Here is a 26,777-nt window from a genome sequence, read left to right as displayed (position 1 = left end):
TATTTAAAGATATTTATTTCTCATTATATGTAGGAGTGAAGGTAACTAATTTGTTTGTGCCACGAGTCTGTGCAACCAATGTATCCTTAGTAGCAACTTGCTTGAAACCATAATCTATACTATAGTCCAGATATATGACATCGCGATCTTTATTACCCCATGAATTTTTCTCTCCGTCTTCCACAAACTTTCCGCTTCCAGAAGCTACAATACCATCACTACCAGAGGTAATTGTACAGTTATCACCATCAAATGTAAGCAGCAAGTCACAAGTAACGGCCGTACCATTTTCATCATTAATAGATACTGGGAAAATTGCGGTATTAAGTGAACGAGAAGTCATTTCGCAAACCTCGTCCTTCTCTACAGATTCCTCGTGACGGACATTTGTGGTTATTGTACCATCAGCGGTTGTTATTTGGTCTATTCCACGACGCAAGTAAAAGCCATGCCATGGATTCATGTATTTCACACAATATAGCACATAGTCCTTGGGCTGTATGTTCCAATAAGCCGAATTAGTGCGTGCTGGCTGGTCTCCTTCTATCGATGGAGTACCAGTAATAATACGGTCAGCACCTTTCTGTCCTGTCATTAAAACAGGAATTACATAATTGTTGGTCAGAGCCTTCGGATCGGCAAAGAAAGCATCTTTGAGTTGTATTTCAACATATCCCCAATGATTGCCACCAAATCTAATCTGATTTCCAAGCATCTCATAATAATCGGCCGGCAAAGGAAGGACCGGAGAACCATCCTCAAAGGTCAGATTATCGCACAGAGAATTGTCTATCTCGACGTCGATAGTAATATCCCTTCCCTCGTATGAACCTCCCATAGTGGCGTAAATTGCACATTTGTGTTCATTATCACGCGAATTATCTACTACCTCATCATTACCGAGGACCAATGTACGCACCGGATACTGATATGCAAAATATACAGAAGTTCCTCCCTCATAATCAGGGAAAGTTCTGTCCGCATTCTTACAGGAAGAGAAAGCAAACGCCATAACCCCCGACATCATCAATAATATAGATTTTCTTGTTTCCATTTTTACTTTCATAATTTTAATTAAACATATATTACTGCCATCCTTTATTCTGCTGGAGATTACTCCATTTCAGTATTTCAGAATAAGGTATAGGACCGTGATACATATAGTCTCTATAATTACGTATCTCTACATCAATTTCCGTATATTTCAAAGAGTTGCCTGTAGCTTGTTCTATACGTATACCTCTAGCAGTCTCGTTAAGCGGTAAATTCCAACGTCGAATGTCCCAAAAACGTTTGTTCTCGAAACATAACTCAATGCGTCTTTCGTTTCTAATAAGCTCTGTCATCCGTGTCTGATCATTCTTAACACTCTCCAGATATGGATCGCCATTATCCGTTCCAACACCTCCACGTACACGTAAAGCCTTTATTACATCGTATGCGCTATAAGTATTTCCACCAGTACCGGTAGGTCCCCAAGCGTCGTTGGCTGCCTCGGCATAAGCCAAAAAGATTTCCGTATATCTAATACGTACCGGGAAATGATACTTAGGGTTAAGAGCACTCGGATTTGGATTACAATCCTCACGTAAAAGCTTGCGCAGATAATATCCAGTACGAGTAGATGTACCTATTTTATTCAGTCCATCATCTGTCTTATTCTCGCTGTCGGCATATAGTCCAGTGATGATTGTTTTACCCTTATAAGTACTACCGTTATATAATATATAATTTGTCAAACGTGGATCACGATTCGCATAAGGGTTTAAAGCGTCATAACCACTGTTAGAAGTATCTGTTATAGGATAACCGTTAGCCATCGGGAAAGCGTCAACCAGATTCTGTGTAGGATTGATTCTACCGCTTCCATATAATGTTGGTGGAAAATTGTTCTTCTCCTGTGTGATACCTATATCCCAATCAGCATCACTATTAGTACGGTTACCTCTCCACAGGATTTCTGCTGTTACGGCACCGGAGCCCATATTGTCAAGCTCATCTGTATTATTGTACCATGTATTTCCACGAGGGTCTATTCCGCTGACACCTCCTATTCTGTTAAGAACTGTAGCAGCATATCCTGCAGCCTCTTCTGATGTAACTCCAGAAGCCTCACGATAGGCAGGACTTGCCGCTAGAAGAGCAACCTGAGCCTTAATACCTTCAGCTATACGTCCTGATATACGTCCACGTTGATAAGTTCCGAACACTAGGTTATAGCCACCCATCTCGGCACCTATTTCCTGATATTTTGAAGGAAGTTCTGCATTACTGCCGATATTTGCGAAGTCAAGCGGCAAGAGTTCTATTGCCTTGTCAAGATCGTCAAAGATATAGTTTACACATTCGCTAAACGAGTTACGTGGCTGGTTGAATTCGGAGTTTTTATCTTCAGGCTCGAACACCATTGGTACACCCAACAGCTGTCCATCGTCAGTCCATCCGGCATGCGCTTGCAGAAGATAGAAATAATTCAATGCGCGCAGAGCATACGCTTCGCCACTCAACTTGTCAATAAACATCCTGTTAGTAGTCTCAGTACTAGACCATTTCACCTTATCCACAATACTTAGGAAAGTATTGATATACTGTATAGTAGCCTTACGAGCCTGCCACTGTTCCATAGGATTGTTGCTTGATGACCAAGCACCAAGTGCCATTTTCGAATAATTACTAGTAAGATCGTTGGTTACAGCATCATCAGTAGCAACATCGCTGACGCTTGAATTATCATATGGCAACATCGCATAACCATATCCCAACAAACCTGAGGCATAGTTAGGATCGGAAAACATTTCTTCCACACCTCTAATGTTCTCCTGAGACGGCTCAAACATATCTTCACAAGCTGAGAGAGATGCAAGAAGCACAGTAGATATAAAAATATATTTCAGTTTCATTTTTATCACTTTTTTTAGAATACTGCTTTTAAACCAATGTTATAGTATCTGCTCTGAGGCGCACTTCCCACATTCAACTCCATGTGTTCGCGTTCCTTAGAGATAGTAAGCAGATTGGCTCCGCCCACAAATGCCGACAGTTCCTTTACGAAAGAGCTGCGCAATATATGCTTAGGTAAATCATATGTAATCTGTATCTTAGCCAGATCGAAACGGTTTGCCTTATACATCCAGAAATCGGATGTACAGAAATTCTGACTTGCATTGAGTGTTGACAAACGTGGGTAAGTAGCGGTAGAAGCTGTAGCCTCTGTCCAACGGTTGCGTACCACTGCAGAATACTTGTCTTCCTGATCCACCCAATAATAAGAACTGTTCTTCAAGCCATAGCTTCCAACTCCACCAGTACCGAGAACAAAAAGAGTGAAATCCTTCCACTTGGCAGTGATGTTTACACCCATAGTAAACGGAGCTCCATACCAGCCACCTTTACCAAGATAAACCTCATCCTTCTCGTCAATAATTTTGTCACCGTTTTGATCGATATATTTAATATCTCCCGGTTTAATCTGTCCTAACTTAGACTGATCATACCAGCTGTCAATATCTTCCTGACTTTGGAACAATCCAGCACTTTGATATCCCCATATACCGTCAATTGGCTTACCTTCACGATAACGGTGAGCGTCGTCATATATTTCATCACGCTTTGTAGCCTTAGTATCATAGTATGTACCTGAAACTCCTAAAGACAAATCTACCTCACCGATACGATGGTTCACATTCACACTAAAATCAAAACCTATACGGCGGTTATTGTTATAATTCAATACTGGCAAAAACGAAGCTACAGGATAACCGGTACTTAAGTATGAAGGATAGAACGTAGGCTTATCGATCAGGTAACCTTCGTTGGACATAATGAAGAAGGAAGCGTCAAGAGTGATAAAACGTTTCCACAATGAAGTATTCAGATTGACAGAAAGTTCCTTACGCTTTATGAAGTCGAGATCGTAGTTCTCACCTTTAGTTGAGTAAGTATATTTACCTGCCGATCCGTCATACCAGCCATAGCCATCAGCCTGAGTCCACAAGCCATCATACAGATAAAATTCAGTATCACCCATCTTAAGATCGATATCTTGATTCAGGATACTACCCGATACGCTAAGCATCATGTCGTCCACAACAGGAGAGTCCTTAAGAAAATCTTCTTCGCTCAGACGCCATCCCAATGTAAGAGAAGGCGACAGGGCATTTCTGTGTCCCGGTGCCAGTTTTGCCGAATGAATCAGAGCAGCGCTGAAGTCTGCATAATAACGCTGACGGAAGTTATATCCTGCCTGTAAAGCCAAGTTAGCATTACTAATACGGTGATATTGCGCAGAACGTGTCTGCTGATAACCATTTGCAATAAGCATAGCAGATACGTTATGATCCTTAGCAAATGTATTCTGATAATTAAACTGAGCATTAAAGGCTATAGTCTGATTATCAGCACTTCCACCAACATTCTGAATACCTGGACGCTCGTCCAAACCTTCTTTGGTAAGCCCTACAATGACATCCTTGCCATTGTAGTTAGACCATGTTGGAACAAATATGGCATAATTATTATCGAACGATGTATTATAAGAAGTTGCATAGTCAACAGCAAACATAGCCTTAAACGACAATCCCTTCAGAAGTTTCTCCAAGCTAACATCCACCCCAGTGTCGAACTGAAACTGACGGCTGGTATATTTACTGCTTCCTGCCGCATATACATCTGCAAAAGCGTTTGTAGGATTGGCTTGCGAACCGCCCAGGAAGTATTTGCCATCGATAATATTACCCGAAGTACTCAATAATTCCCACACAGCGCTCGCATTAGGATCAATCATATCGATAGGTATAAGCGGAGCCGCGTTCTGCGGAAAGTTTGGTCGCATGGTAGAAGCTGCTTCCCAATAATTGCCTTTTGCGCTCTTTGAATTATAGAAAGTAGCGTTAGCATTGATATATGCCTTGATGAAATCATTAATCTTTACGTCCACATTAGTACGTACATTAAAACGATCCACCATATTATTTTCCGCTTCGCCAAAGTTCAGATAGTCACCATTACGATAATAACTGATATTGCTGTAAAAATGAGCTTTTGAACCTCCGCCCTCAATCTCGGCTGTAACCTCTGAACGATTATACATTTTCTTTACATAATCGGAAGAATAATAATTTATGTCCGGATAGCGGTAAGGATTTAATCCTGAAGCATGATTGTAAATTTGTGTATCGGAATACAAAGGGGCCAGATCGTCATTTACACGTGCCTCATTATATAGAGTCATATATTCAGCTGATCCCAAATATTCTGGAAAACTTTTTGCAACATTGAAACCTGTATTAGCTCTAACACTCACACTCAGCCCTTCAGCAGTGCTTCGCTTGGTAGAAATCAGGATAGCTCCTTTGGCAGCTTTACTACCATATAACACTACAGCCTGTGCTCCCTTCAAGAAAGTTATCTGCTCTATCTCTGTAGGCATCACGTTGTTGGCATCACGCGGAACTCCGTCCACAAGGACCAAATAACCAGCATTATCGCCATCCATTCCCCACAGGGAGTTTCCGTTCCATCCACCCACATAGCCTTGCATATTATCCAGACTATAAGTATTATAGTTTTTCCGGGTAAGTTCCTCCATATTGACAACAGAAACTCCTCCAAGAAGATCCTTGCGTGATACTTTCCGGAATGCCACCTGAACCTCGGCGTCATTTCCTGTTGACAATGTGTCAGTATCATTCTCAATCGCACTCTGCGCTCCGGCCAGACAAGGTGCTGCGGTAAGCATAGCAAGAAGAATGAATTTTGTCTGTTTATCTTTCATTGTTCAGTTTTTTATTATTATACATCAGTATTTTTCTGTTAACTCCTTTGATATTCAATTAGCCTTATTGATTTACCGTTTTATTCCCAACCTGGATTCTGTGGAAATTCCGGATAAAGGTAAACATCATCATCAGGAAGAGGGAACCAATAATGCTTGGTACCGAACACTCGTTTAACAAGCAATTTGTGACGATAGTTCGCAACTCTAGCTTCAGCAGGATCATTATTTCTGTAGAAGTTATCATCCTCAAGACGATCAAACTCTACAGCATACTTTTCATTATAAGGAGATTCAGTAAGCAGAAGCCAACGCTGAAGGTCATTGAAACGGAATCCTTCCATTGAAAGTTCCACAGCACGCTCACGGCGAATTTCGTCCATAAACTTATTTCTGTCTGCAGCATACGAGTCTGCTACCTCACCAGCACCACAGCGGTTACGTATTGTATTAATTGCATCCAGAGCAGTTTTTCCAAAATTACTACTCTTTGCTGAAGCTCCTCCTGTAGCAGCACAAGCCTCAGCATACATAAGATAGATATCAGCTAGACGCATATAGGGAAGATAAGTGTGAAGCGCACTTCCCCAATCATATTCTTTATCACCAACATTACATGTATGTGGTACTAATTTTTGGAAAAAATATCCCGTGCGACTACCCATATCATCAGAACGCATATCTCCACCTCCACTCGACAGATTCAGATAAGCGTATGGTTTCTGAGCGTCGTTCAACTTATCTTCAGCAAGCACATAATGAAAACCGTCAAACACAATGTCGTGATAGAAGCGAGGATCACGATTCTTAAACGGGTGAGTAGGATCAAAACCGGAGTTAGGATCATCCAAAGGTAATCCATTACTCATACCGTACATTTCAACTAAATTTGCAGTTGGCAAATGAATAATGACGTCGTGTTCTACTAAACTTGCGACCTTAGGTCCCCACAATTTAGACATATTCCAGTTGGAATTATTACCATCAGCTCCTCCGTCACTTCCCGATGGACCTCTAAATATAGCTTCAACCGAGCCTGGCACCTGCCAATTCTGACGACGCGTATAAAAGATATCAGAATAGCATGTTGTAGCGCCAGCAGCCTTTTCATGGTCATAAACATTCGAATAGTTAAATTCCGCTAAGGCATATTGTGTCTGTCCGCCTTCAACTAGTGCAAGTAACTCTCCGAAAGCCTCTGCTGACTTATGACAATATTCCTCGTCGTAATTATAAGTTTGACTTCCTCCCAACTGAGCACCATTTTTCATTAAAGGACTTCCTGCCCAAAGATAATTTTTGCCTAGATATCCCAATGCCATAATCTTGTTTATACGAAGTTGATTCCTACCTACTGTAGCCTGTCCGGCATTGGTATCATCCCAATCAATCGGTAGTAAATCTGCTGCACGACGAAAATCTTCCGCAGCTTTGTCTGCACACTCCTGATACGACAGACGAGGTAGAGTCAGTTCTTGTGTAGCGTCGAGCACCTGATCAATATATGGAAGACCTCCCCAATATGTCATCATCTCAAAGTGCCACCACGCACGGAAGAAATAAAGCTGTCCAGCAATCAGATTTCTCTCATCTTCTGTTCCCACCATTTTGTCAAGATTAGCTAGACCAATGTTGCACTTACGGATACAGTACCATGCATGTCCCCATAACGAATGATTGAAGCTATTAGTCGATCTCGGATCATTAGTACTCGTCATCAGCCATGTCTGCCCGTTGCTGTACCAGTTACGGAAATTTCCTAAATCAACCTGATTGGTCATGTGTGCATTACCAAGCGAATTGAAAAGCTCATCATCGCCCCAGTTCCAAGAAGTACAATAATTACATTTCTCCTTGTCAGGAATACAGTTATAAATTTCTTCCACAAAACCCTGAAAATTACGAAAATCTTTAAAAGCATCCTCCTTATTTACAGTAGCCTCGGGACTCTTGTCAAGATAATCCTGACAAGAAGTCATACCGCAACCTATCACCATGGAAAAAAGTGCAGTATATATATATGTATATTGTTTTCTCATATATCTGTTTTTTATAGTAGTAAAAGGAGGTAAAATTATTTATACCTCTGAACTACGTATTTTTATAATGTAAACTTAATACCTAAATTATAACGTTTCACTGTAGGATAAGCTCCCAAATATCCAGCTCCTGAGAGATTTGCCTCACGGTCGTCAGGCATACGAGTCCACAACCACAAGTTATTTCCGTTAAGATAAATCTTAAGGTTACTGATACCCAACTTTTGTACCCATCCCTTTGTCCATGTATAAGCTATTTCAACATTTTTCAAACGGATATATGAACCATCATACATATATTGCGTACCGTCATAATAAGTAGGCTTCGAATTCCAGCGAGGAACAACAATATCTGCATTTGGTTCATCTTTTGACCACCATGTTCCTGCATCGTAAACAGTATTTAAGTTATTTTCCAAACTTTTTAAAGCAACATCACGTGTAACATTATTAACGCCATAGAACTGTGCAAAGGCACTAAAGCCTTTCCATTCAAATCCAATCGTAGCATTGTATGTATTTTCAGGCGAACTCGTATATCCATAAGGAACAGAGTCTTTACTGTCTATAACACCATCACCATTATAATCAACAATATAATAGTCTCCAACCAATTTTTGAGAGTCACTTGAATCATGAGCTGGACTACCAAACATCTGATCATAATTTTGGATAAAACCATTGTCAATATAAGAATAATATTGACCAACACCGTGTCCTGCAGCCTTCTGATATGCAGGTCGCAAAGCTTGATCATCCTTCACAAGTACAACATTACGAGCATGAGTCATATTAAAATTACCCCAAAGACGCAATCCATTCGCTAAAACTTTATTTAAACGTAATTCTAATTCATAACCTGTTGTACGGATTTTTCCTTTATTTATTGAAGGAGGTGTTCCGCCAAAATAAGAAGGTATTGAACGATCACTACCAAATACAAATATATTCGAACGAGTATCACGGAAAAATTCAACACTACCTGCCATTAATCCTTCAAAGAAAGAGTAATCTATACCTAAATTCATTTTTTCCACGACTTCCCACTGTATGTCTTCATTGCCAATAGCAGATTCATACCACCAAGTATAAATACTTTCAGCATGGTTCAAATCCAAACGAGTGTGACCCGCATATTTCCATGAATCCATGTACAACCAACGACGTGATTCATCAAATGGATCTCCAAGTTGGTCGGAACCAATCTCACCATACGATGCACGAATCTTCATCATATCAAGAATTTTTTTCTCACGAAGATAACGCATAAAAGGTTCTTCACTGACCATCCATCCTATAGCACCAGAATTAAAGAAAGCAAAACGATTCTCAGGGCTAAACTTTTCTGAACCGTTATACGCACCATTATATTCTACAAAATATCTATTAGCAAAATCATAAGTAACACGAAAAGCCCAGTCTTCACGATAAGTAGGCATCACACTACCTCTTGCATTCTCCTGACGGCTAAATAATCCCATAGCAGTCATATTATGTTTACCAAAAGAACGCGCCCAACTTAACTGTGCCTGATAATACAAATTTCTTATTGTTCTACTGTTATCTACAGATCCAGACTGTGTAATCCAATTTATACCCTGCGACCAATCAAATCCTTGATTGGTATCATATGATTCTCCCCATACAACCTGACCGGTTTCCGGATCAATCCACTTAGTTTGCGCATCATTATATAAATCATTAATTCCACGATTATTCTCAACAAACTCATTATCCCATGATATTGTAGCTCTTGCGACAAGACCTTTTGTTATAAAAGATAAATCCTGCTCCAAAGTAAAGTCTGTATTAATGCGTGTTGTCGTTGTCTGCATTGTTCCACTAATTGCAATATTCTGTACTGAATTTGTTGTATTTGAAACTTTAGGATAAAAACCCCAACTACCATCAGAATATTGAGGCAAAAACACATCAGACGGAATATTATATACACCAGACCATTGCTGACCTATCTGCCATTCAGAATTTCCCGAATTACTCCATGGTGATTTTCTAATACCATTTGAACCAGCCAAATTTACTTTCAACACAGTACTTTTTGTAATATTAAAATCAATATTACTACGTACATTTACACGGTCATATCCATAACCAGAATTATAGCCACGTCCATTATCATAAACTCGGAAAAGGTCGCCTTCATGCACATAATCCGCAGCAGCGAAATATTTTACAAACTTTGTACCACCACTAATGTTAATATTTGCGTTGTATGACATGGTATTATCCTTAAACAAAGCCTTCTGCCAATCTACATTAGGATAGCGTTCCCTTTGCTCAACAGTAGTTTGATTGCGATAATTATTAATAAAAGCTTGAGAACGTATATCAGCCCATGATTGAGGAGCCAACGCTAATTCATGTTCGATGGCAATATTACGGAACATTAGAGCATCATACGAATCATATTTATTAGGTAATTTCGAAGGAGATTTCAAAGTCGCATTAAAACCGACATCAATCTTAGCACTTCCTTCTGTACCTCTCTTGGTAGTAATCAGGATAACTCCATTTGCACCCTTTACACCATATACTGCTGTTGCAGAAGCATCTTTCAAAACAGAAATAGACTGAACAGAAGTAATATCCACTGAACTCATTGGACGCTCAATTCCATCTACCAAAACAAGAGGCTCTTCATTATTATTCCATGAACTAGCACCACGAATTGTAATCTTAGGATCTTCTTCACCAGGCATACCTGTTCCAGCAGTAGTAACAACACCTGGAAGATTACCAGTCAATGCGGCACCAATATCCGAAACACCGGCAGCTCTTTCCAGCACTTTGCCTGTTGTCTGCGTGATAGCACCAACCACAGAAGCCTTTTTCTGCTGTCCATAACCAACAACTACAACTTCCTCAAGCATTTCGGAATCCTCTCGTAATACAACTACTATCATACTGCGTCCATCAACCTTAACGTCTTGTGGAGTCATACCCAAATAAGAAACGGTCAATACTGCATCCTTACTTGGTACTTCCAAAGTAAAATTTCCATCAAAGTCTGCCACAGTACCAACTGTACTCTGACTTTTCAACACAATAGCCGCACCGATTAAAGGTTCGTCATTCGCATCAAGGACTTTTCCCTGTACAACGAAAGTCTGAGCCATCATCGAAACATTGCCAAGCAATAACAGGAAAAAGAACACCTTCATCTGTGTGAGAAAGTGTTTTTTCTTATCAAAAGAAAATTTCTCAATAAACTTTTGTCTTATGTTTTTCATTACTTTAATAATTAAAAATAAAAAATTAAATAGTCGATTCTTAGATTCATCAGTTTTTGCTATCCACTTTCTTCAATAATATTCATACGCATTTTCATTTAAGATTACACATTTAAATTTCATTTAACACATTGCAAATTTACATTATCTTTTTTTGTATTCACAATATTTTTGTTCCAAAACATGTAACCGACGTTACATAACAACCGTAAATGTTACATATGTTTTGCTGCATGTTACATTTAAATAATTGCAGTTATATCTATGTATTTATACAGGCTTACTAGGATATAAAATCCAACTTAAAAATCAACAACAGGTAAAGCCATATTTTTTATGTAATCTGATATAAAAGATACTTTCTTTAAAACAAACTAACCTTTTCAGGATTGATCATCACAATTATTTTACTACTTTTGCCAATAAATAAATTTATAAAATGGCACAAAACTCACGTCAAATACAGTCGCAGGCTCAACAACAAGTACAAACGCTTTCACCGCAACAAGTGTTGCTGGTCAAACTTTTGGAATTGCCAACAGTAGAATTGGAAGAAAGAGTACATGCAGAGATTCTTGACAATCCGGCATTAGAAGAAGGTAGAGATCCATCGGAAATAGCAGAAGACCAGGCTAACGATTATCCTACAGATCCTGATGCTGACCCGGATACTAACTATAACGAAGATGTATCGCTGGGCGACTACCGTACAGAAGATGACATTCCTGACTATAAACTGCAAGAGAACAACCGTTCCGCAGGCGAAACTCCAGAAGAAATTCCTTTATCGGACAATGTTTCTTTCTACGAGACACTGAAAGAGCAGCTTGACATGCAAGAACTGACCGACGAGCAGAAAATGCTTGGAGAGTATATCATAGGTTCACTGGATGATGACGGACTTCTGAGGAAAACCACAGAAGCTATAATGGACGAACTGGCCATATATCAGGGAATATACACCACAGAAGAAGAACTTGAACACATCATATCAATAATACAGGACTTTGACCCTGCCGGAATAGGTGCAAGAAGTCTGAAAGAATGTCTCCTTCTTCAGATAAAGAGAAAAGAGGATTCGCCGCTGAAAAAAATTGAATACGACATAATAGACCAGTATTGCGACGAGTTCACAAAGAAGAACAAGGATAAGATTATACAGAAACTCAATATCACGGAAGATGAATACAATGCTGCCGTGGCCGAACTTGTAAAGTTAAATCCGCGTCCCGGAAGTTCCATGGGAGAAGCTATGGGCAAAAACCTGCATCACATAATCCCGGACTTTATAGTCGAGACAGAAGATGACGGAAATATCATCCTGAGCCTCAACAACAGAAATGTTCCGGAACTCCGACTAAGCAGAACATTTACGGACATGCTGGAAGAACAGACCAAGAACAAAGCCAACCAATCGAAAGAAGCAAAAGACGCATTCATGTTCCTGAAGCAGAAGGTTGATGCAGCCCAAGGATTTATCAATGCCGTAAAGCAAAGACAAAACACCATGCTAAGCACCATGCAGGCAATAATAGACCTGCAGCGCCCGTTCTTTACCGAGGGAGATGAAACCTTGCTGAAACCTATGATACTGAAGGATGTGGCGGAAAGGGCCAAACTGGACATCTCGACTGTATCAAGGGTAAGCAACAGCAAGTATGTGCAAACCAACTTCGGTATCTTCCCGCTCAAGTACTTTTTCAACGACGGATATACCACCGACAACGGTGAGGAACTGTCCGTAAGAGAAATAAAAAGAATTCTGAAAGAAGTGATTGACAACGAAGACAAGGAAAACCCTCTGACGGACGACGAACTGGCAGAAGTCCTTAAAGACAAAGGCTATCCTATAGCACGTCGTACTGTCGCCAAATACCGTACACAGTTAAATATTCCTGTAGCTAGACTAAGAAGATAAAATGGAAGAAAATAATATTCCCAGCGAACTGACATATCACGAGCCTGTGCATTTCACGGAACAGGAAAAAAAGGACCCGCTATATATAGCATCCTATATAGTATCGGCGATATTCTCGCCGTTCATGGTTCCGTTTGTGGCATTTCTGATGATATTTCTATTTACATATCTCAACATAATGCCCATGTCGTACAAACTGTCGATACTCGGACTGGTGTATTGCTTCACCATTCTTTTCCCCATGCTGGGTATATACATTTTCCAGAAAATCAACGGCTGGGGTATAAAAGAGCTGGGACACCGCGAAAACAGGTTCGTCCCGTACGGACTGACAATCCTAAGCTACATAGGCGGTCTGGTGACAATGTACAGGATACACACTCCAAGGTATATGAGCGGAATAGTTCTTGCCGTACTGATATGTATGGTATTGTGTACCATTGTAAACCTAAAGCTCAAAATCAGTACACACGCGGCTAGTAGCGGATTAATGGTCGGGGGACTGCTGTCCTACAGTTTTCTTTTCCAGTTCAATCCGGTATGGTGGCTGTCAGGATTCATATTGCTGGCTGGTATGTTGTGTACAGCCAGAATAATAATGCGCCAACACACTCTTATTGAAGTTTTCGGAGGATTTGTTGTCGGATTATTTTGCGGTGTCACAGGAATTTTGTTTATTTGAAAAGATATACTAACCTTGTAAATTTTAAAACCATGAATTTTCCAACAAACGTAAAGTACACAAACGAACATGAATGGATTCGTTTAGAAGGAGAAGAAGCATATGTAGGTATAACAGACTATGCTCAAACACAATTAGGTGATATTGTATTCGTAGATGTTCCTACAGAAGGAGAAACACTGGAAAAAGGAGAAACATTCGGAAGTATTGAAGTAGTAAAGACCGTTTCCGATTTGTTCCTGCCTGTTGGAGGAGAAATACTTGAAGTAAATCCGGCACTTGAAGAAAATCCTGAACTTGTGAATAAAGACCCTTACGGCGAAGGATGGATTATCAGAATCAAGCCTACAGACGTTTCTGAAGCTGAAGAACTGCTGGATGCAGAAGCATATAAAAAACTTATAAACGAATAATATCAAAACAACAGACATAAACAAAAACAAACAAGTATAAACTATAAGAGAAAAAAGAATGAAACCAATAGTAAGTATCATCATGGGTAGTACTTCTGACCTTCCGGTTATGGAAAAGGCTGCCAAACTGCTTGACGAAATGCAGGTTCCTTTCGAGATTAACGCACTTTCAGCTCACCGTACTCCGGCCGAAGTTGAAGCATTTGCAAAAGGTGCTGCCGACAGAGGACTGAAAGTAATAATAGCTGCTGCCGGTATGGCTGCCGCACTTCCGGGAGTTATTGCTGCCAACACTACACTTCCTGTAATCGGAGTACCTATTAAAGGCTCTGTACTCGATGGTGTTGACGCTTTGTATTCTATCATCCAGATGCCTCCTGGAATACCTGTAGCAACAGTAGCCATCAACGGAGCAATGAACGCTGCAATCCTGGCAGTACAGATGATAGCACTCTCTGACGAGGAATTGGCTAAGAAGTTTGCCGCTTACAAGGAAGGACTGAAAAACAAGATTGTAAAGGCAAACGAAGAACTGAAAGAAGTTAAATACGCATACAAGACTAATTAAATGGATTACTTCAACTATTCACGCCGAAAGGCAAACGAAGTATATGTTGGCGCCACTCCTATGGGTGGCGCTAATCCTATACGCATACAGAGCATGACCAATACCGTAACGATGGATACAGAGGCTTGTGTGGAACAGGCTAAACGAATCATCGATGCCGGTGGAGAGTATGTACGCCTCACCACTCAGGGTGTACGCGAGGCTGAAAACATGAAGAATATAAACATCGGACTGCGCTCGCAAGGTTACAATACCCCTCTCGTGGCAGATGTACACTTCAATCCGAACGTGGCGGATGTAGCTGCACTTTATGCCGAAAAGGTACGTATCAATCCGGGTAACTATGTCGATCCTGCCCGTACTTTCAAAAGCCTGGAATACACTGACGAGGAATATGCACAGGAGATACAGAAAATCCGCGAGCGTTTTGTCAAATTCCTGAACATCTGCAAGGAAAATCACACAGCAATCCGCATCGGGGTGAACCACGGGTCACTGTCGGACCGTATCATGTCACGCTATGGCGATACTCCTGAAGGCATGGTTGAATCATGTATGGAGTTCCTTCGTATCTGTATAGAAGAGAATTTCAGCAATGTAGTAATCTCCATCAAGGCTTCCAACACTGTTGTCATGGTAAAGACCGTCAGACTGCTTGCCGAACAGATGGAAAAGGAAGGCATGGCATTCCCTCTGCATCTTGGTGTGACTGAAGCAGGAGACGGAGAGGACGGACGTATCAAGTCAGCTCTCGGAATAGGCGCACTCCTTGCCGACGGACTTGGCGACACCATACGCGTATCGCTCAGCGAAGCTCCTGAAGCTGAAATTCCTGTTGCACGCAAACTGGTGGACTACATCATCAAACGCGAAAACCATCCTTATATCCCTGGAGCCGAAGCAGACGATTTCTGCTACACCAACCCTTCAAGACGCAAGACAAACGCCGTAGGCAACATTGGCGGCGACAACCTCCCTGTAGTTGTTTCCGTACGCCTGAACGGCAACATGGACATGAACGAACAGTTCAAGCCTGATTACGTATATTGCGGACAGGCTCTGCCTGAAAACAGGAGAAAGGACATTGGCTATATAGTTGACGCAAACGTTTGGAATGGCGAAGAAGGCACTTATCCTGCATTCAACACCCAGCAGATTATAGGTCTGCACCAAATCCAATCGGACATCAAATTCCTGTTTACCACTTATATGGGCCTCAACGAAGAGGTAACAGCATGTCTGCGTCTGCATCCGGAAGTTGTAATCATTGCACAGAGCAATCATCCTAACAGACTGGGCGAATACCGTGGTCTTGTTCATCAGCTCACAAGACAAGGCCTGAAAAACCCTGTAGTGTTCTTCCAGATGTATGAAGAAAATTCTGTTGAGGACTTGCAGATTAAATCAGCAGCCGACATGGGAGCATTAATATTCGACGGACTGACTGACGGTATCTTGCTTTACAACAACTCCTCGGCCATAGCAGATACGAAACTTGACGAAACAGCATTTGGAATTCTTCAGGCCGGCAGAGTACGTACTTCCAAAACCGAATATATATCTTGTCCGGGATGCGGAAGAACTCTTTACGACCTTGAATCGACAATCGCACGCATCAAGGCCGCGACTTCACATCTGAAAGGCCTGAAAATAGGAATTATGGGATGTATAGTAAACGGTCCCGGAGAAATGGCTGATGCCGACTATGGTTATGTAGGGGCAGGACGCGGCAAAATCAGTCTGTACAAGCGTAAGGAATGTATAGAAAAGAATATTCCTGAAGAACAGGCTGTAGAAAAACTGATAGAACTGATAAAAGCCAACGGAGATTTCCACGAGAAATAAAAGAAATCACCATATTACACAATAGGGAGGGAGACAGACGCGTCTTCTTCCCTTTTTTTGTTTTTAACCGCATAGAAAATATACACTTACATCATATTTGTAACATAAGCAAAAACATTTGTAACATCATATTTCAAATAATAGGAGAAATATCTTTTTCTTTGTAAACGCTTTAATGGCAGCAACAAATAACAAGATAGTAAAACCTAAAATTATGAAACGAAAAACAACAATCACTCTGGCAGTGGGAATACTGTCATCACTATTCCGGTTATCCGGACAAAATCCTATTATACAAACCTGTTATACGCCGGATCCGGCTCCGTATGTACATGGCGATACGGTCTATCTGTTTACAGACCATGACGAAGACGACGCACAATATTTCAAGATGAAAGACTGGCTGCTTTTTTCTACTACAGATATGGTAAACTGGACATTCCGCGGAGTGCCTTTGTCAACGGCAACATTCAAATGGGCAAAACAGGGAGACAACGCATGGGCTTCGCAGGCTATAGAACGGGACGGAAAATGGTATTGGTATGTAGCAGCTGAAGACACGACCAAACATTTGCATGGCATAGGCGTTGCCGTGGCAGACCGTCCTGAAGGCCCATACAAGGATGCTATTGGCAAACCACTGGTTCCGGGAGGCTTTGGATATATTGACCCGTCGGTATTTATAGACGATGACGGACAGGCATATCTGTTCTGGGGAAACAACGGATTATGGTATGCCAAACTGGGACGCGACATGGTGTCATTAGAGAGTGAAATAATAAAAGTCAACACGGATGACGAGTCTGCCTTCGGCCCTAAAGTATTGAAACACGACTGGCAACTGAACAAAAAAATCATGAAAACAGGATACGAAGAAGGCCCTTGGGTTTATAAACGTGGAGACACTTATTATATAGAATATGCAGCAGGAGGAGTACCGGAACACATGGCATATTCTACGGCAAAAAGCATTGCCGGACCATGGAAATACGGTGGACGCGTTATGGAGGAAGCAAACAACAGTTTTACCATACACGGCGGTTCTATAGAATTCAAGGGACGTAACTTTATGTTTTATCATGACGGACGTCTGCCAAACGGAGGAGGTTTCCGCCGCGCTTCTTGTGTGGAAGAATTCAAATTCAACGCTGACGGTTCAATACCGCACATTCCTTTTACAAAAGAAGGAGTGAAAAAGCCTGTTAAAAACCTTAACCCGTATGAACGTGTTGAAGCAGAGACTATGGCAGACAGCTACGGTCTGAAAACAGACCGTCAGGATGGTAAAGACCATTGGCTGACACGTATCTATAACGGTTCATGGCAGCGTATTCGCAGTGTTGATTTCGAAAATGGAGCCAAATCAATAACTGTATGTGTACGAGGCAAGGCAGGCGGAACAATAGAAATTAGAGTTGACGACAAGCCCGTATCCATTATCAGCGTAACTACAAACAAAGAATGGCACAACATCTCTGCACCGGTAGAGAAAGTTACCGGAGTACATGACGTTACAATATTATATCGCGGAGGCGATGAAGAACTCTTTGAGTTCGACTGGTGGAAAATGGATCAGAAATAACCCGAAAAAAATACTTCTCTGCCAGTTTTTATCGAACTGACAGAGAAGTATCATAAAAATAATATATCAGATTTTTACCCTTACTTTGATACTGACAGAATTTTAGCATATTCAGCCTTATTCTGAAGTACTTTTACGGCACTTTCAAGGTCGTCATCGTCTTTCAGACGTTCCATCGCCGCACCACGCTGATAGAAATATCTTGTTATAATCTCCTGAGAGAGATATTCGCTTATCTGTTTCTTGAATGTCTCAAGGTCGCGGTCCAGATTATGGTTAAGTTTCTTTTCAAGAGCTGCAAATTCCTCTTTGGCTCCATCCATATATCCCTCAAATTCTGCCATTTCCTTCAAGGATTTAAGCATCTTCTCACTCTGGCGGTCATATGTAAAATCACGCGATTTCACCAGTGTTTTGAATTTTTCATAATCATCATCTGTCAGCTTGAAGTCTGCAACAGAAGCCGGCGCCTGATGAGTCCAGCAGTACTGTGTGGCATAATCGAATATAATATCCTCGTTCATAAGATAGAATATAATATTAGGGAACTTCTGGGCCTTTACTTCTATATCAGGACGTATTCCTCCACCATCGCGCACCTCTCGGCCGATAGCTGTATGGAATACATTTGTAAGGCTGTCAGGTGTACGTGCCACCGAGCCGTCTGCATTCTTCTTTGAATAGTCGATAGCCTGGATACATCTACCACTAGGTATATAGTACTTGGATGTAGTAACCTTCAAAGTACCGTTATAAGGAAGCGGACGTGTAGTCTGAACAAGTCCCTTACCGTATGTACGGCTACCTACAATCACTGCACGGTCAAGATCCTGAAGCGAACCGCTGAGAATTTCGGATGCAGAGGCAGAAGAGCCGTTCACCAGAACGACCAATGGGATTTCGGTGTCAACCGGTTCAAAACGTGTCTTGAAAGAATTTTCCGCCTGTTTGATTTTACCCTTGGTATAAACCACTTCCTGACCTTTCGGTACGAACAGACCGACAATATCAACAGCCTCGGACAACGAACCGCCACCATTATCTCTCAAATCTATGATAAGTGATTTCGCGCCTTGCTGTTTGAGTTCGATAAATGCTTTCTTGAAATCTTTAGAACAATTGTCCGTGAAACTTTGAAGAGCAATATATCCTATACTGTCGCGCACCATTCCATGATATGGTACCGGATTTGTACGTATATTCCTGCGGGTAATCTTGAATTCCATTTCAGTACTGTCGTTCTGCATAGGGCGGAGGACTTTAAGCACAAACGAGGTTCCCGGCTCACCGCGCAAAGCTTCACTGACCTTACTTGAGAACTCCTGTGGTTTCATGTCTCCGCGAAGCATCGGCTTTCCTCCTACTTCCAGTATTATATCACCTGCCTTCACTCCCGATTCGGCAGCAGGCATACCCTCAGTAGGCTCAACTACTACAATACGGTCGTTTGCCTCATAATATCTGATTGCTGCGCCAATACCTCCGTACTTTCCGGTAATCATCTCCTTCAGACTACTGACTTCTTCCTCTGGATAATACTCTGTATAAGGGTCTGTAAGTGCCAGCATGCCGTTAACACCGTTCTGAATCATCTTTTCCACATCAACAGTATCAACATAAAACATATCCAATTCCTTGAATATAGAATTGAACAAATCAAGATTCTTTGCTATCTTGAAGTTTCTGTCATCCCCCTTGAAACTTAACAATCCCAGACCTACCAATATGGCAAACGCGGCTATAATAGTCTTCTTAGTATTCATATCTTTATATATTGTTTATTTTATAATGTATTTCAAAATATTATTGCAAAGAAAAGCATTATTCTGCTTAGAGCAACAGAAAATGTCCAATATTTAACTTAATTTCGTCAAGGAAAGGGAGATACGCTTCTCTCAGATGCAATATCACACAAGAATTTTAGGGTAAAACAAAATATTTTCATCTTTTTTTTGCCAAAGGTATTGCATAATTCAAAACAAGCTAGTATCTTTGCACCGCAATCGAGAAAACAACCTTCTTCAGTAGCTCAGTCGGTTAGAGCATCTGACTGTTAATCAGAGGGTCGTTGGTTCAAGTCCAACCTGAAGAGCGAAAATCGAGATTGCAAAATTCTTCAGTAGCTCAGTCGGTTAGAGCATCTGACTGTTAATCAGAGGGTCGTTGGTTCAAGTCCAACCTGAAGAGCAAAAAAATCAACACATATCTTATCATTCTTCAGTAGCTCAGTCGGTTAGAGCATCTGACTGTTAATCAGAGGGTCGTTGGTTCAAGTCCAACCTGAAGAGCAAAAAGGTTCGCTTAACAGTGAACCTTTTTTGTTATATATCAGAAACGCTTGATCAAGAAACTGAAATCTGTTCTGAGATAAATACCAGCCAAAAAGCTGATAGAGTTCGGAACATGAGAGAACTTCACTTCCAAATTTCCATCATCACCTGAAAGCGTAGTCTTAGTATTAGCTGCGAAAGTGTTATACACATCGGCATGTACTCCTAAAGCAAACCCCTTTCCTATCCTGTGTGAATACTCCAGACTCAAATATGCCATTTTAGGATCTTTATACACCTGACCAGGATTACACATTGATACCGCGCCAAACAAAGGATCGCCCATAAGAGAGACAAAATCATGACACTGCCAATAAGCGGCATGCAAACGGAAATTCTTAAAATCGGCAACTGCCTTACCATAAAAGCCATATCCATTATCAGATGGGAATATGTCCCCTTTCTGCTGCGAGTAGTATGCGGCATCGGCTTCTATGTTAAGTCTGTTAAAACAAGGGAATGGTGTCTTGACGTCAACCCCAACACCTGCCGCTGCATTAAACCATGTTTTTACACCACGAGATGTTGCAGACGTATTAATCTCTCCACCCTGATGCTTAAAAATCAACTGGACGGGTAAATACCAATGTACCCTATCTAAAGAAGAGTTGGCTTTTACCCTCGACGATACACCAAAAGTGAATTCTTCCTGACGATTATCGCCCTGAAATATAAAGCTCTCCCAGTTCACCCACATATCCATATTAAAACATCTGGTATTCCATAAAAACTGCACACCAGCTTCCGGATCGGACGTCATAACCATTTCCTTATTATACAATGGTTCAATAAGACCATGATTGTTACTACCGTAAATATTTCCAAGGACCAAAGAAATGCCAGGAAGAGGCTTATAATGAACACGGAAGAACGGAACTGCATGAAAGGCACTCTGAGTATCGCCGGTATCATAACCGGGAAGATTGGCATAATGTGTATTAGGATATTTACTTTCTCCCCAGTATCTCAACATGTATGCACCCGCCTCTATCTTCAGATTTCTCAGCGGCTGATATGAAACAGAAGGTAAAATCCATAGTCCAGGCAATGTATATCCCTTCACGAGTTCTCCTTTATACTCATTATTACGAAAGAAATTCAAGTTTCTGAAACGCAACCTTAACTCATGCAATTCGCTTGCAGAGAATGTAGTATCTTCAGCATAGACAAGCTCATTCATTCCCTGAGAGAGGACATTCCCAATTGACAGAAAAACAAAAGCCACAAACACTGTAATGCAGCCGGTTATTGATGTTTTCATCGTAAACAAAGAATTAATATTTGCAGTTGAACATATTTTATGGTACAAAATTAAAAAGTAAATCATTCTGTTATCTATTTTGCCCATAAATATTTATACCCTCATAATTAATCGCATGACTCAAGAATTACAAGGACAATCTCACTAGGAGTGAAAAGCCTTACATCCTTACGCGAAGTTCCCAATCCATTACTTATTATTACGGGAATGCCTGATGTATTCGTCTTTTTTCCGGTAAGAAAACGATTGCCATATTTTGAGAATTTAGCCGGACTCCATTTATTGAACAGACTAACCTGTCCGCCATGTGTATGCCCAGCCAAAGCAAGATCTGTATTTGAGATATCTACATCTTCCACATAGTCTGGCGTATGAGTCAACATTATGACAAAATCATCTGGACGCAACGACAATGTAGGCGAAACGCCATTATGTTCAAGATCAAACGGGTTTCTGATTCCACAAATCATTATCCTGCCACACTCTCTTGCTATAGTGTCAACCTTATGTTCCAAAAGTACGACTCCTGTCTTATCCATAGCCTTGCGCACCAGTGAATCATTCTCCCCTCGCTCATGATTACCCATCACTGCATATATGCCATAAGGCATCTTAACACTGGATATAGCATCAAACAACTCGCCAACATCTCCACCGTTCCGGCCTCTATAATCTCCGCCGAGCAGCAACACATCCGCATCCAATGAAGTGAGCGCCTTGACCAATGAAGGGAGACGTTTCCTGCCGAAGCGACTCTCATAATGAAAGTCTGTAGCAAAAGCTACCCTGAATCCATCAAAACACGGAGGAACATCTTTACTGGAAATATGATACGTCTTTATACGGCCTATACCTTTGTATTTGGAAAATGAAGCAGTGGCGCACGAAGTAAGAGCAGCCGATACGATGAGCGACAGAACGAGATGTATCAGTAATTTACGCATATATGAACATTTCGATTGGTTATATACGCAAAAGTAGCATTTTATGTACTAACTTTGCGAGCGGTTTCAGAAAAAAATTGTTATGGTAAAGACTAATTCCGTAAAAGCATGGTTTCTGGCAGCACGCCCCAAAACATTGACAGGGGCTGCCATTCCGGTAATGTTGGGATGCGCTTTGGCTTACACATACGGACATTTCAACATTGTGCCTGCTATATTATGTTTCCTATTCGCATTCCTGATGCAGATAGACGCAAATTTCATAAACGACCTCTTTGACTTTCTAAAAGGAACAGACAGAGAAGACCGCTTAGGCCCGGAACGTGCCTGCGCACAAGGCTGGATATCACCAAAGGCAATGAAAGCCGGAATAGGTGTGACTACAGTACTGGCAGGAATAACAGGCCTGTCGCTACTGAATTTCGGAGGATGGGAATTGATACCGGTAGGAATAGCATGTATGGTATTCGCCTTTTTATACACCGCAGGACCTTACCCTCTGGCATATCACGGATGGGGAGATGTACTTGTACTGATTTTCTTCGGCTTCGTTCCTGTCGGATGCACTTATTACGTTATGGCTCATGACTGGAACACGTCTGTAACCATTGCGTCAATCGCGTGCGGACTCATCATTGACACATTATTGATGATAAACAATTTCCGCGACAGGGAGCAGGACGCCGTGAGCGGTAAGAAAACAATCGTAGTGAGACTTGGCGCCAGAGCGGGACTGATTCTTTATTTTCTGCTCGGACTGGCAGCTTGCTGGCTATGTTTCTATTTTCTGAGCATAGGGAAAATATATGCAGTACTGTTACCACAATTTTATCTGGTAATGCATATCATGACAACGATAAGAATGGCAAAGATAGGAAAAGGAAAAGCCCTTAACACGATTTTAGGTGAGACATCAAGAAATATGCTTATTTTCGGTATAATGCTTACATTGGGATTAATCTTATAATACCACATCAGTCAGTATAAATTGAGAGCCCGTTCGGTGAAAGTTCACTAAACGGGCTCTCAATTTATTTTAATATGAATGAGATACTAATGTTTCTCTATCAGCACTGTGGCATATGCGGATATACCTTCTTCACGCCCTGTAAATCCCAACTTTTCTGTAGTTGTGGCCTTTATAGAAACATCGTCAACATCTATCCCCATAACCTTAGCCAACACTTCCTGCATTTCCGGTATCCTGGCTTTCAGTTTAGGACGTTCGGCGCATACTGTAGCATCAATATTACCGACTGTATAGCCTTTTTCTTCTATCAGCTTTACAGTACGGGCAAGAAGTATCTTGCTGTCGATATCCTTGAACTCTCCGGAATTATCCGGAAAATGAAATCCTATGTCACGCATGTTTGCCGCTCCAAGAAGAGCATCACAGATGGCATGTATAAGCACATCGGCATCCGAATGTCCCAACAAGCCAAACTCATGTTCCAGCTTTATTCCACCAAGCCATAGCTCCCTGTCGGGAACAAGACGGTGAACATCAAAACCAAATCCTACTCTTATCTTCATCGTATATAAAAATCAAGTACTTTTTCGTTTTCAAGATAACCTTCCAGATGATTGTCAATACTTACTGGCCCCACTCCTACCGGAGTTCCTGTAAACAGCAGGTCACCAATCTTCAATGTGCAGAACTGACTGACATACGCAATAATCTTATCCACACCGAAAAGCATATCGCGTGTATGGCCTGTCTGAACAGTCTTTCCATCTATGTCAAGATGAAAATGTATATCCTGTATATCCTTGAACTTTTCTATATCCACCCAATCGCCTATGGCAGCGGAATTATCAAATCCCTTGCATAATTCCCAAGGCTTTCCTTCGGCACGGAACTTTCTCTGCAAGTCGCGGGCAGTAAAGTCTATACCTACCGTAACAGCATCATAATATCTATGGGCGAAACGTTCGGAAATATTCTTTCCAAGCCTGTTTATACGTACCACCAACTCTGTTTCGTAGTCTATCTGTTGTGAAAAGTCTGGAATAAAAAACGGTTTGCTATCTTTTAGAATAGCAGAATCCGGCTTCATGAAAATCACCGGCTCCTGCGGAAGAGACTCGTCGGCATGGAGCTCCTTGCAGTGAAGGGAATAATTCATTCCTATGGCTATAATCTTCATATTATGATTATTTTAATTCTTCATTTAAACGATTAAACATAACGGCCAGATGTGCATATAGAGATGTGTTCTGCACAACGATGTCTTCGGGCACACGTATTCTGAACGGAGTAAAATTCCATACAGCCTTTATACCTTCGCCTACCATATAGTCTGTTATTTCCTGAGCTATACTGATAGGTACTGTCAATATACCGATATTTACATTGGACTGCTTGATTATTTCCGGAAACTTATCAGTGTGATAAACCGGTATGCCGGCTATAAAAGTGCCTACTTTCTTGGAATCAACATCGAATGCCCCAACAATTTCAAGCCCGAAATGCGAAAGACCTGTATCCTGAAGCAAAGCTGCTCCAAGACTACCTACGCCAAACAGATAAGCTTTATGCAGATTTGTAAATCCTAGAAAATCCTCCAATACACTGACCAGACAATCTATATCATAACCGACACGTGTACGCCCCGATACAGCCACATACGACAAGTCCTTGGCAACTTGCGAAGAGTCAATATTTATCTGTCTTGATATTTGTGTGGACGACACATATTTCTCCCCTTGGCTTTTCATAAGTTTTGCACAAGACAAATACCAAGGCAAACGTCGGAGTGTCGGTTCCGGTATTTTATCCGATATTTTATGAACTGGCGATGTCATGACATAAATAAAACTAAACTGTTAATTGCAAAATTAGTCTATTTATTTGGAAACGCACACATAATAAAGAAAAAGTTTATACCTTTGGTTGAATTTAAACATTTACAGAAAATGAAAAGCAACGACTGGAAGGAAAGATTGAACATTGTATATTCCACAAATCCTGACTTCAATTATCAGACAGAAGAGAATGAAGAGAGTGAAACAATTGAGAAGAACAAGCAGAAACTCAGAGTTTCAATAGAGAAAAAAGGACGCGGCGGAAAAACCGTAACACTGATAACCGGATTTGTAGGCAAGGATGATGATCTTAAAGAACTTGGAAAGATATTGAAAACAAAATGCGGAGTTGGCGGATCAACAAAAGACGGAGAGATAATCATTCAGGGGGATTTCAAACAAAGAATAATTGAACTACTAAAAGCAGAAGGATATACACAAACCAAGTGATACCAACAAAAAAACGCTGCCGACAATCGGACAGCGTTTTTTAGAATGAATGAAAAACAAGTGAATGTGATTTTTTTCTTAGAATAGAATTATTTTCTTAAACAATAGATTAAAGGGATACGGGTTATTTAATATATAAAACAAATAAACAAATACTTTTTCATTAACTTCGATGCAAATATATTAATATTTTCTTTATATACAAAAACTATATCCATATTTTTTAAAATATTTAATAACATCCCTCTAAAACGGCAATAAAATACATACTGTACATATCTACATATATAAAATAAATAATAAACGAAGGCTGTACTCAAAGAATAAATTTGTACTTTTGCCCATATTATATTAAGAATAAAAAAGATATGGCACTAATTAAACCGGTAAGAGGCTTTACACCACAAATAGGAAAAAATTGCTATCTGGCAGATAATGCCACTATCATAGGCGATGTTAAAATGGGGGATGACTGTAGCATATGGTTCAATACTGTACTAAGAGGTGATGTCAACTCTATACGTATCGGAAACAGGGTAAATATACAGGACGGAACCGTACTGCATACTCTTTACGAGAAATCCGTTGTTGAAATAGGTGATGACGTATCAATTGGCCACAATGTTACCTTGCACGGAGCATGCGTTAAGAACAATGCTCTGATTGGAATGGGTTCTACACTTCTGGACAACGCTGTGGTTGGTGAAGGAGCAATAGTTGCTGCGGGTGCACTTGTACTGGCAAATACAGTAATAGAGCCACATACTCTTTGGGGCGGAGTGCCTGCAAAATTCATAAAAAAAGTTGATCCTGAACAAAGTAGAGAATTAAACCAAAAGATAGCAAACGGATATCTGATGTATGCTTCATGGTTTAAAGACGAAGAAGAGAAGAGCAAATAATAAATTCAAAACAG

20 protein-coding genes and 3 tRNA genes are annotated in these 26,777 nt (G+C 40.8%); 12 read left to right on the top strand and 11 right to left on the bottom strand.

From position 1 onward, the window contains the following. Window positions 1-13: 13 nt before the first annotated feature. From OCV82_RS03280 to OCV82_RS03260, 5 genes are all read right to left on the bottom strand, one after another. Window positions 14-1,054 (bottom strand): DUF5627 domain-containing protein, encoded by a 1,041-nt coding sequence (locus OCV82_RS03280; protein WP_154043111.1) that lies wholly within the window; start codon window positions 1,052-1,054, stop codon window positions 14-16. Between the two features lie 31 nt (window positions 1,055-1,085). Then, the gene (locus OCV82_RS03275; protein WP_154043110.1) at window positions 1,086-2,900 is read right to left on the bottom strand and encodes a RagB/SusD family nutrient uptake outer membrane protein; all 1,815 of its coding nucleotides are present in this window, start codon (window positions 2,898-2,900) and stop codon (window positions 1,086-1,088) included. A gap of 14 nt (window positions 2,901-2,914) precedes the next feature. Then, window positions 2,915-5,773, bottom strand: coding sequence for a SusC/RagA family TonB-linked outer membrane protein (locus OCV82_RS03270; RefSeq protein ID WP_154043109.1), 2,859 nt, complete (start codon window positions 5,771-5,773; stop codon window positions 2,915-2,917). A gap of 80 nt (window positions 5,774-5,853) precedes the next feature. Beyond that, window positions 5,854-7,812: a RagB/SusD family nutrient uptake outer membrane protein gene (locus tag OCV82_RS03265; RefSeq protein WP_154043108.1), complete on the bottom strand. Its 1,959-nt coding sequence runs from the start codon at window positions 7,810-7,812 to the stop codon at window positions 5,854-5,856. A 62-nt stretch (window positions 7,813-7,874) separates the two neighbouring features. Next, entirely contained in the window at window positions 7,875-11,063 is a 3,189-nt protein-coding gene (locus OCV82_RS03260) for a SusC/RagA family TonB-linked outer membrane protein (protein WP_375338153.1), read from the bottom strand. A 439-nt stretch (window positions 11,064-11,502) separates the two neighbouring features. On the opposite strand from OCV82_RS03260, the gene rpoN reads away from it, so the two are divergent. The 6 genes from rpoN (at window position 11,503) to OCV82_RS03230 (ending at window position 18,071) form a co-directional block, all read left to right on the top strand. After that, the gene (rpoN, locus tag OCV82_RS03255) at window positions 11,503-12,981 is read left to right on the top strand and encodes an RNA polymerase factor sigma-54 (RefSeq protein ID WP_154043107.1); all 1,479 of its coding nucleotides are present in this window, start codon (window positions 11,503-11,505) and stop codon (window positions 12,979-12,981) included. Window position 12,982: 1 nt separating this feature from the next. Further along, window positions 12,983-13,663, top strand: a complete 681-nt coding sequence (locus OCV82_RS03250) for a phosphatase PAP2 family protein (RefSeq protein ID WP_235338996.1) — start codon at window positions 12,983-12,985, stop codon at window positions 13,661-13,663. Window positions 13,664-13,695: 32 nt separating this feature from the next. Then, window positions 13,696-14,076 (top strand): glycine cleavage system protein GcvH, encoded by a 381-nt coding sequence (gcvH, locus tag OCV82_RS03245; RefSeq protein ID WP_154043106.1) that lies wholly within the window; start codon window positions 13,696-13,698, stop codon window positions 14,074-14,076. Between the two features lie 58 nt (window positions 14,077-14,134). After that, entirely contained in the window at window positions 14,135-14,644 is a 510-nt protein-coding gene (purE, locus tag OCV82_RS03240; protein ID WP_154043105.1) for a 5-(carboxyamino)imidazole ribonucleotide mutase, read from the top strand. After that, window positions 14,645-16,489 (top strand): 4-hydroxy-3-methylbut-2-en-1-yl diphosphate synthase, encoded by a 1,845-nt coding sequence (locus tag OCV82_RS03235; RefSeq protein ID WP_154043104.1) that lies wholly within the window; start codon window positions 14,645-14,647, stop codon window positions 16,487-16,489. It begins immediately after the preceding gene. A gap of 214 nt (window positions 16,490-16,703) precedes the next feature. Continuing rightward, window positions 16,704-18,071 (top strand): glycoside hydrolase family 43 protein, encoded by a 1,368-nt coding sequence (locus OCV82_RS03230; protein ID WP_154043103.1) that lies wholly within the window; start codon window positions 16,704-16,706, stop codon window positions 18,069-18,071. An 80-nt stretch (window positions 18,072-18,151) separates the two neighbouring features. On the opposite strand, the gene OCV82_RS03225 is transcribed toward OCV82_RS03230, so the two are convergent. Beyond that, on the bottom strand, window positions 18,152-19,834 hold the full coding sequence (locus OCV82_RS03225) for a S41 family peptidase (RefSeq protein ID WP_154043102.1): 1,683 nt from the start codon (window positions 19,832-19,834) through the stop codon (window positions 18,152-18,154). 255 nt (window positions 19,835-20,089) lie between these two features. Here OCV82_RS03225 and OCV82_RS03220 point away from each other — a divergent pair. The 3 genes from OCV82_RS03220 (at window position 20,090) to OCV82_RS03210 (ending at window position 20,359) form a co-directional block, all read left to right on the top strand. Further along, a tRNA-Asn gene (locus OCV82_RS03220) sits at window positions 20,090-20,163 on the top strand. 21 nt (window positions 20,164-20,184) lie between these two features. Further along, window positions 20,185-20,258: transfer RNA gene (locus OCV82_RS03215), tRNA-Asn, on the top strand. A 27-nt stretch (window positions 20,259-20,285) separates the two neighbouring features. Then, window positions 20,286-20,359: transfer RNA gene (locus OCV82_RS03210), tRNA-Asn, on the top strand. A 40-nt stretch (window positions 20,360-20,399) separates the two neighbouring features. Here OCV82_RS03210 and OCV82_RS03205 read toward each other — a convergent pair. Both OCV82_RS03205 and OCV82_RS03200 read right to left on the bottom strand, forming a co-directional pair. Beyond that, window positions 20,400-21,662: a hypothetical protein gene (locus OCV82_RS03205; protein WP_154043101.1), complete on the bottom strand. Its 1,263-nt coding sequence runs from the start codon at window positions 21,660-21,662 to the stop codon at window positions 20,400-20,402. A 107-nt stretch (window positions 21,663-21,769) separates the two neighbouring features. After that, entirely contained in the window at window positions 21,770-22,606 is an 837-nt protein-coding gene (locus OCV82_RS03200; RefSeq protein WP_154043100.1) for a metallophosphoesterase, read from the bottom strand. 82 nt (window positions 22,607-22,688) lie between these two features. Here OCV82_RS03200 and OCV82_RS03195 point away from each other — a divergent pair, with 82 nt between their 5' ends. Beyond that, complete coding sequence (locus OCV82_RS03195; protein ID WP_394802641.1) at window positions 22,689-23,573, top strand: 1,4-dihydroxy-2-naphthoate polyprenyltransferase; 885 nt, start codon at window positions 22,689-22,691, stop codon at window positions 23,571-23,573. Between the two features lie 86 nt (window positions 23,574-23,659). On the opposite strand, the gene ispF is transcribed toward OCV82_RS03195, so the two are convergent. The 3 genes from ispF to OCV82_RS03180 are packed head-to-tail and all read right to left on the bottom strand — an operon-like array spanning window position 23,660 to window position 25,411. Further along, on the bottom strand, window positions 23,660-24,139 hold the full coding sequence (gene ispF / locus OCV82_RS03190) for a 2-C-methyl-D-erythritol 2,4-cyclodiphosphate synthase (protein ID WP_154043098.1): 480 nt from the start codon (window positions 24,137-24,139) through the stop codon (window positions 23,660-23,662). Beyond that, window positions 24,136-24,753, bottom strand: coding sequence for a fumarylacetoacetate hydrolase family protein (locus OCV82_RS03185; RefSeq protein ID WP_154043097.1), 618 nt, complete (start codon window positions 24,751-24,753; stop codon window positions 24,136-24,138). Before OCV82_RS03185 ends, ispF begins: the two co-directional genes overlap by 4 nt. Window positions 24,754-24,760: 7 nt before the next feature. Next, entirely contained in the window at window positions 24,761-25,411 is a 651-nt protein-coding gene (locus OCV82_RS03180; protein WP_154043096.1) for a redox-sensing transcriptional repressor Rex, read from the bottom strand. A 111-nt stretch (window positions 25,412-25,522) separates the two neighbouring features. On the opposite strand from OCV82_RS03180, the gene OCV82_RS03175 reads away from it, so the two are divergent. After that, a complete protein-coding gene (locus OCV82_RS03175) occupies window positions 25,523-25,861 on the top strand; it encodes a translation initiation factor (protein ID WP_154043095.1) in 339 nt (112 codons plus the stop codon). Between the two features lie 368 nt (window positions 25,862-26,229). Further along, on the top strand, window positions 26,230-26,763 hold the full coding sequence (locus OCV82_RS03170) for a gamma carbonic anhydrase family protein (protein ID WP_154043094.1): 534 nt from the start codon (window positions 26,230-26,232) through the stop codon (window positions 26,761-26,763). Window positions 26,764-26,777: the final 14 nt, after the last annotated feature.

The sequence above is a fragment of the Bacteroides cellulolyticus genome (genome assembly GCF_025567135.1).
Classification (GTDB): Bacteria; Bacteroidota; Bacteroidia; order Bacteroidales; family Bacteroidaceae; genus Phocaeicola; species Phocaeicola cellulolyticus.
Note: the sequence above shows the minus strand (reverse complement) of the source record. Positions and strands in the feature narration are given on the sequence as shown.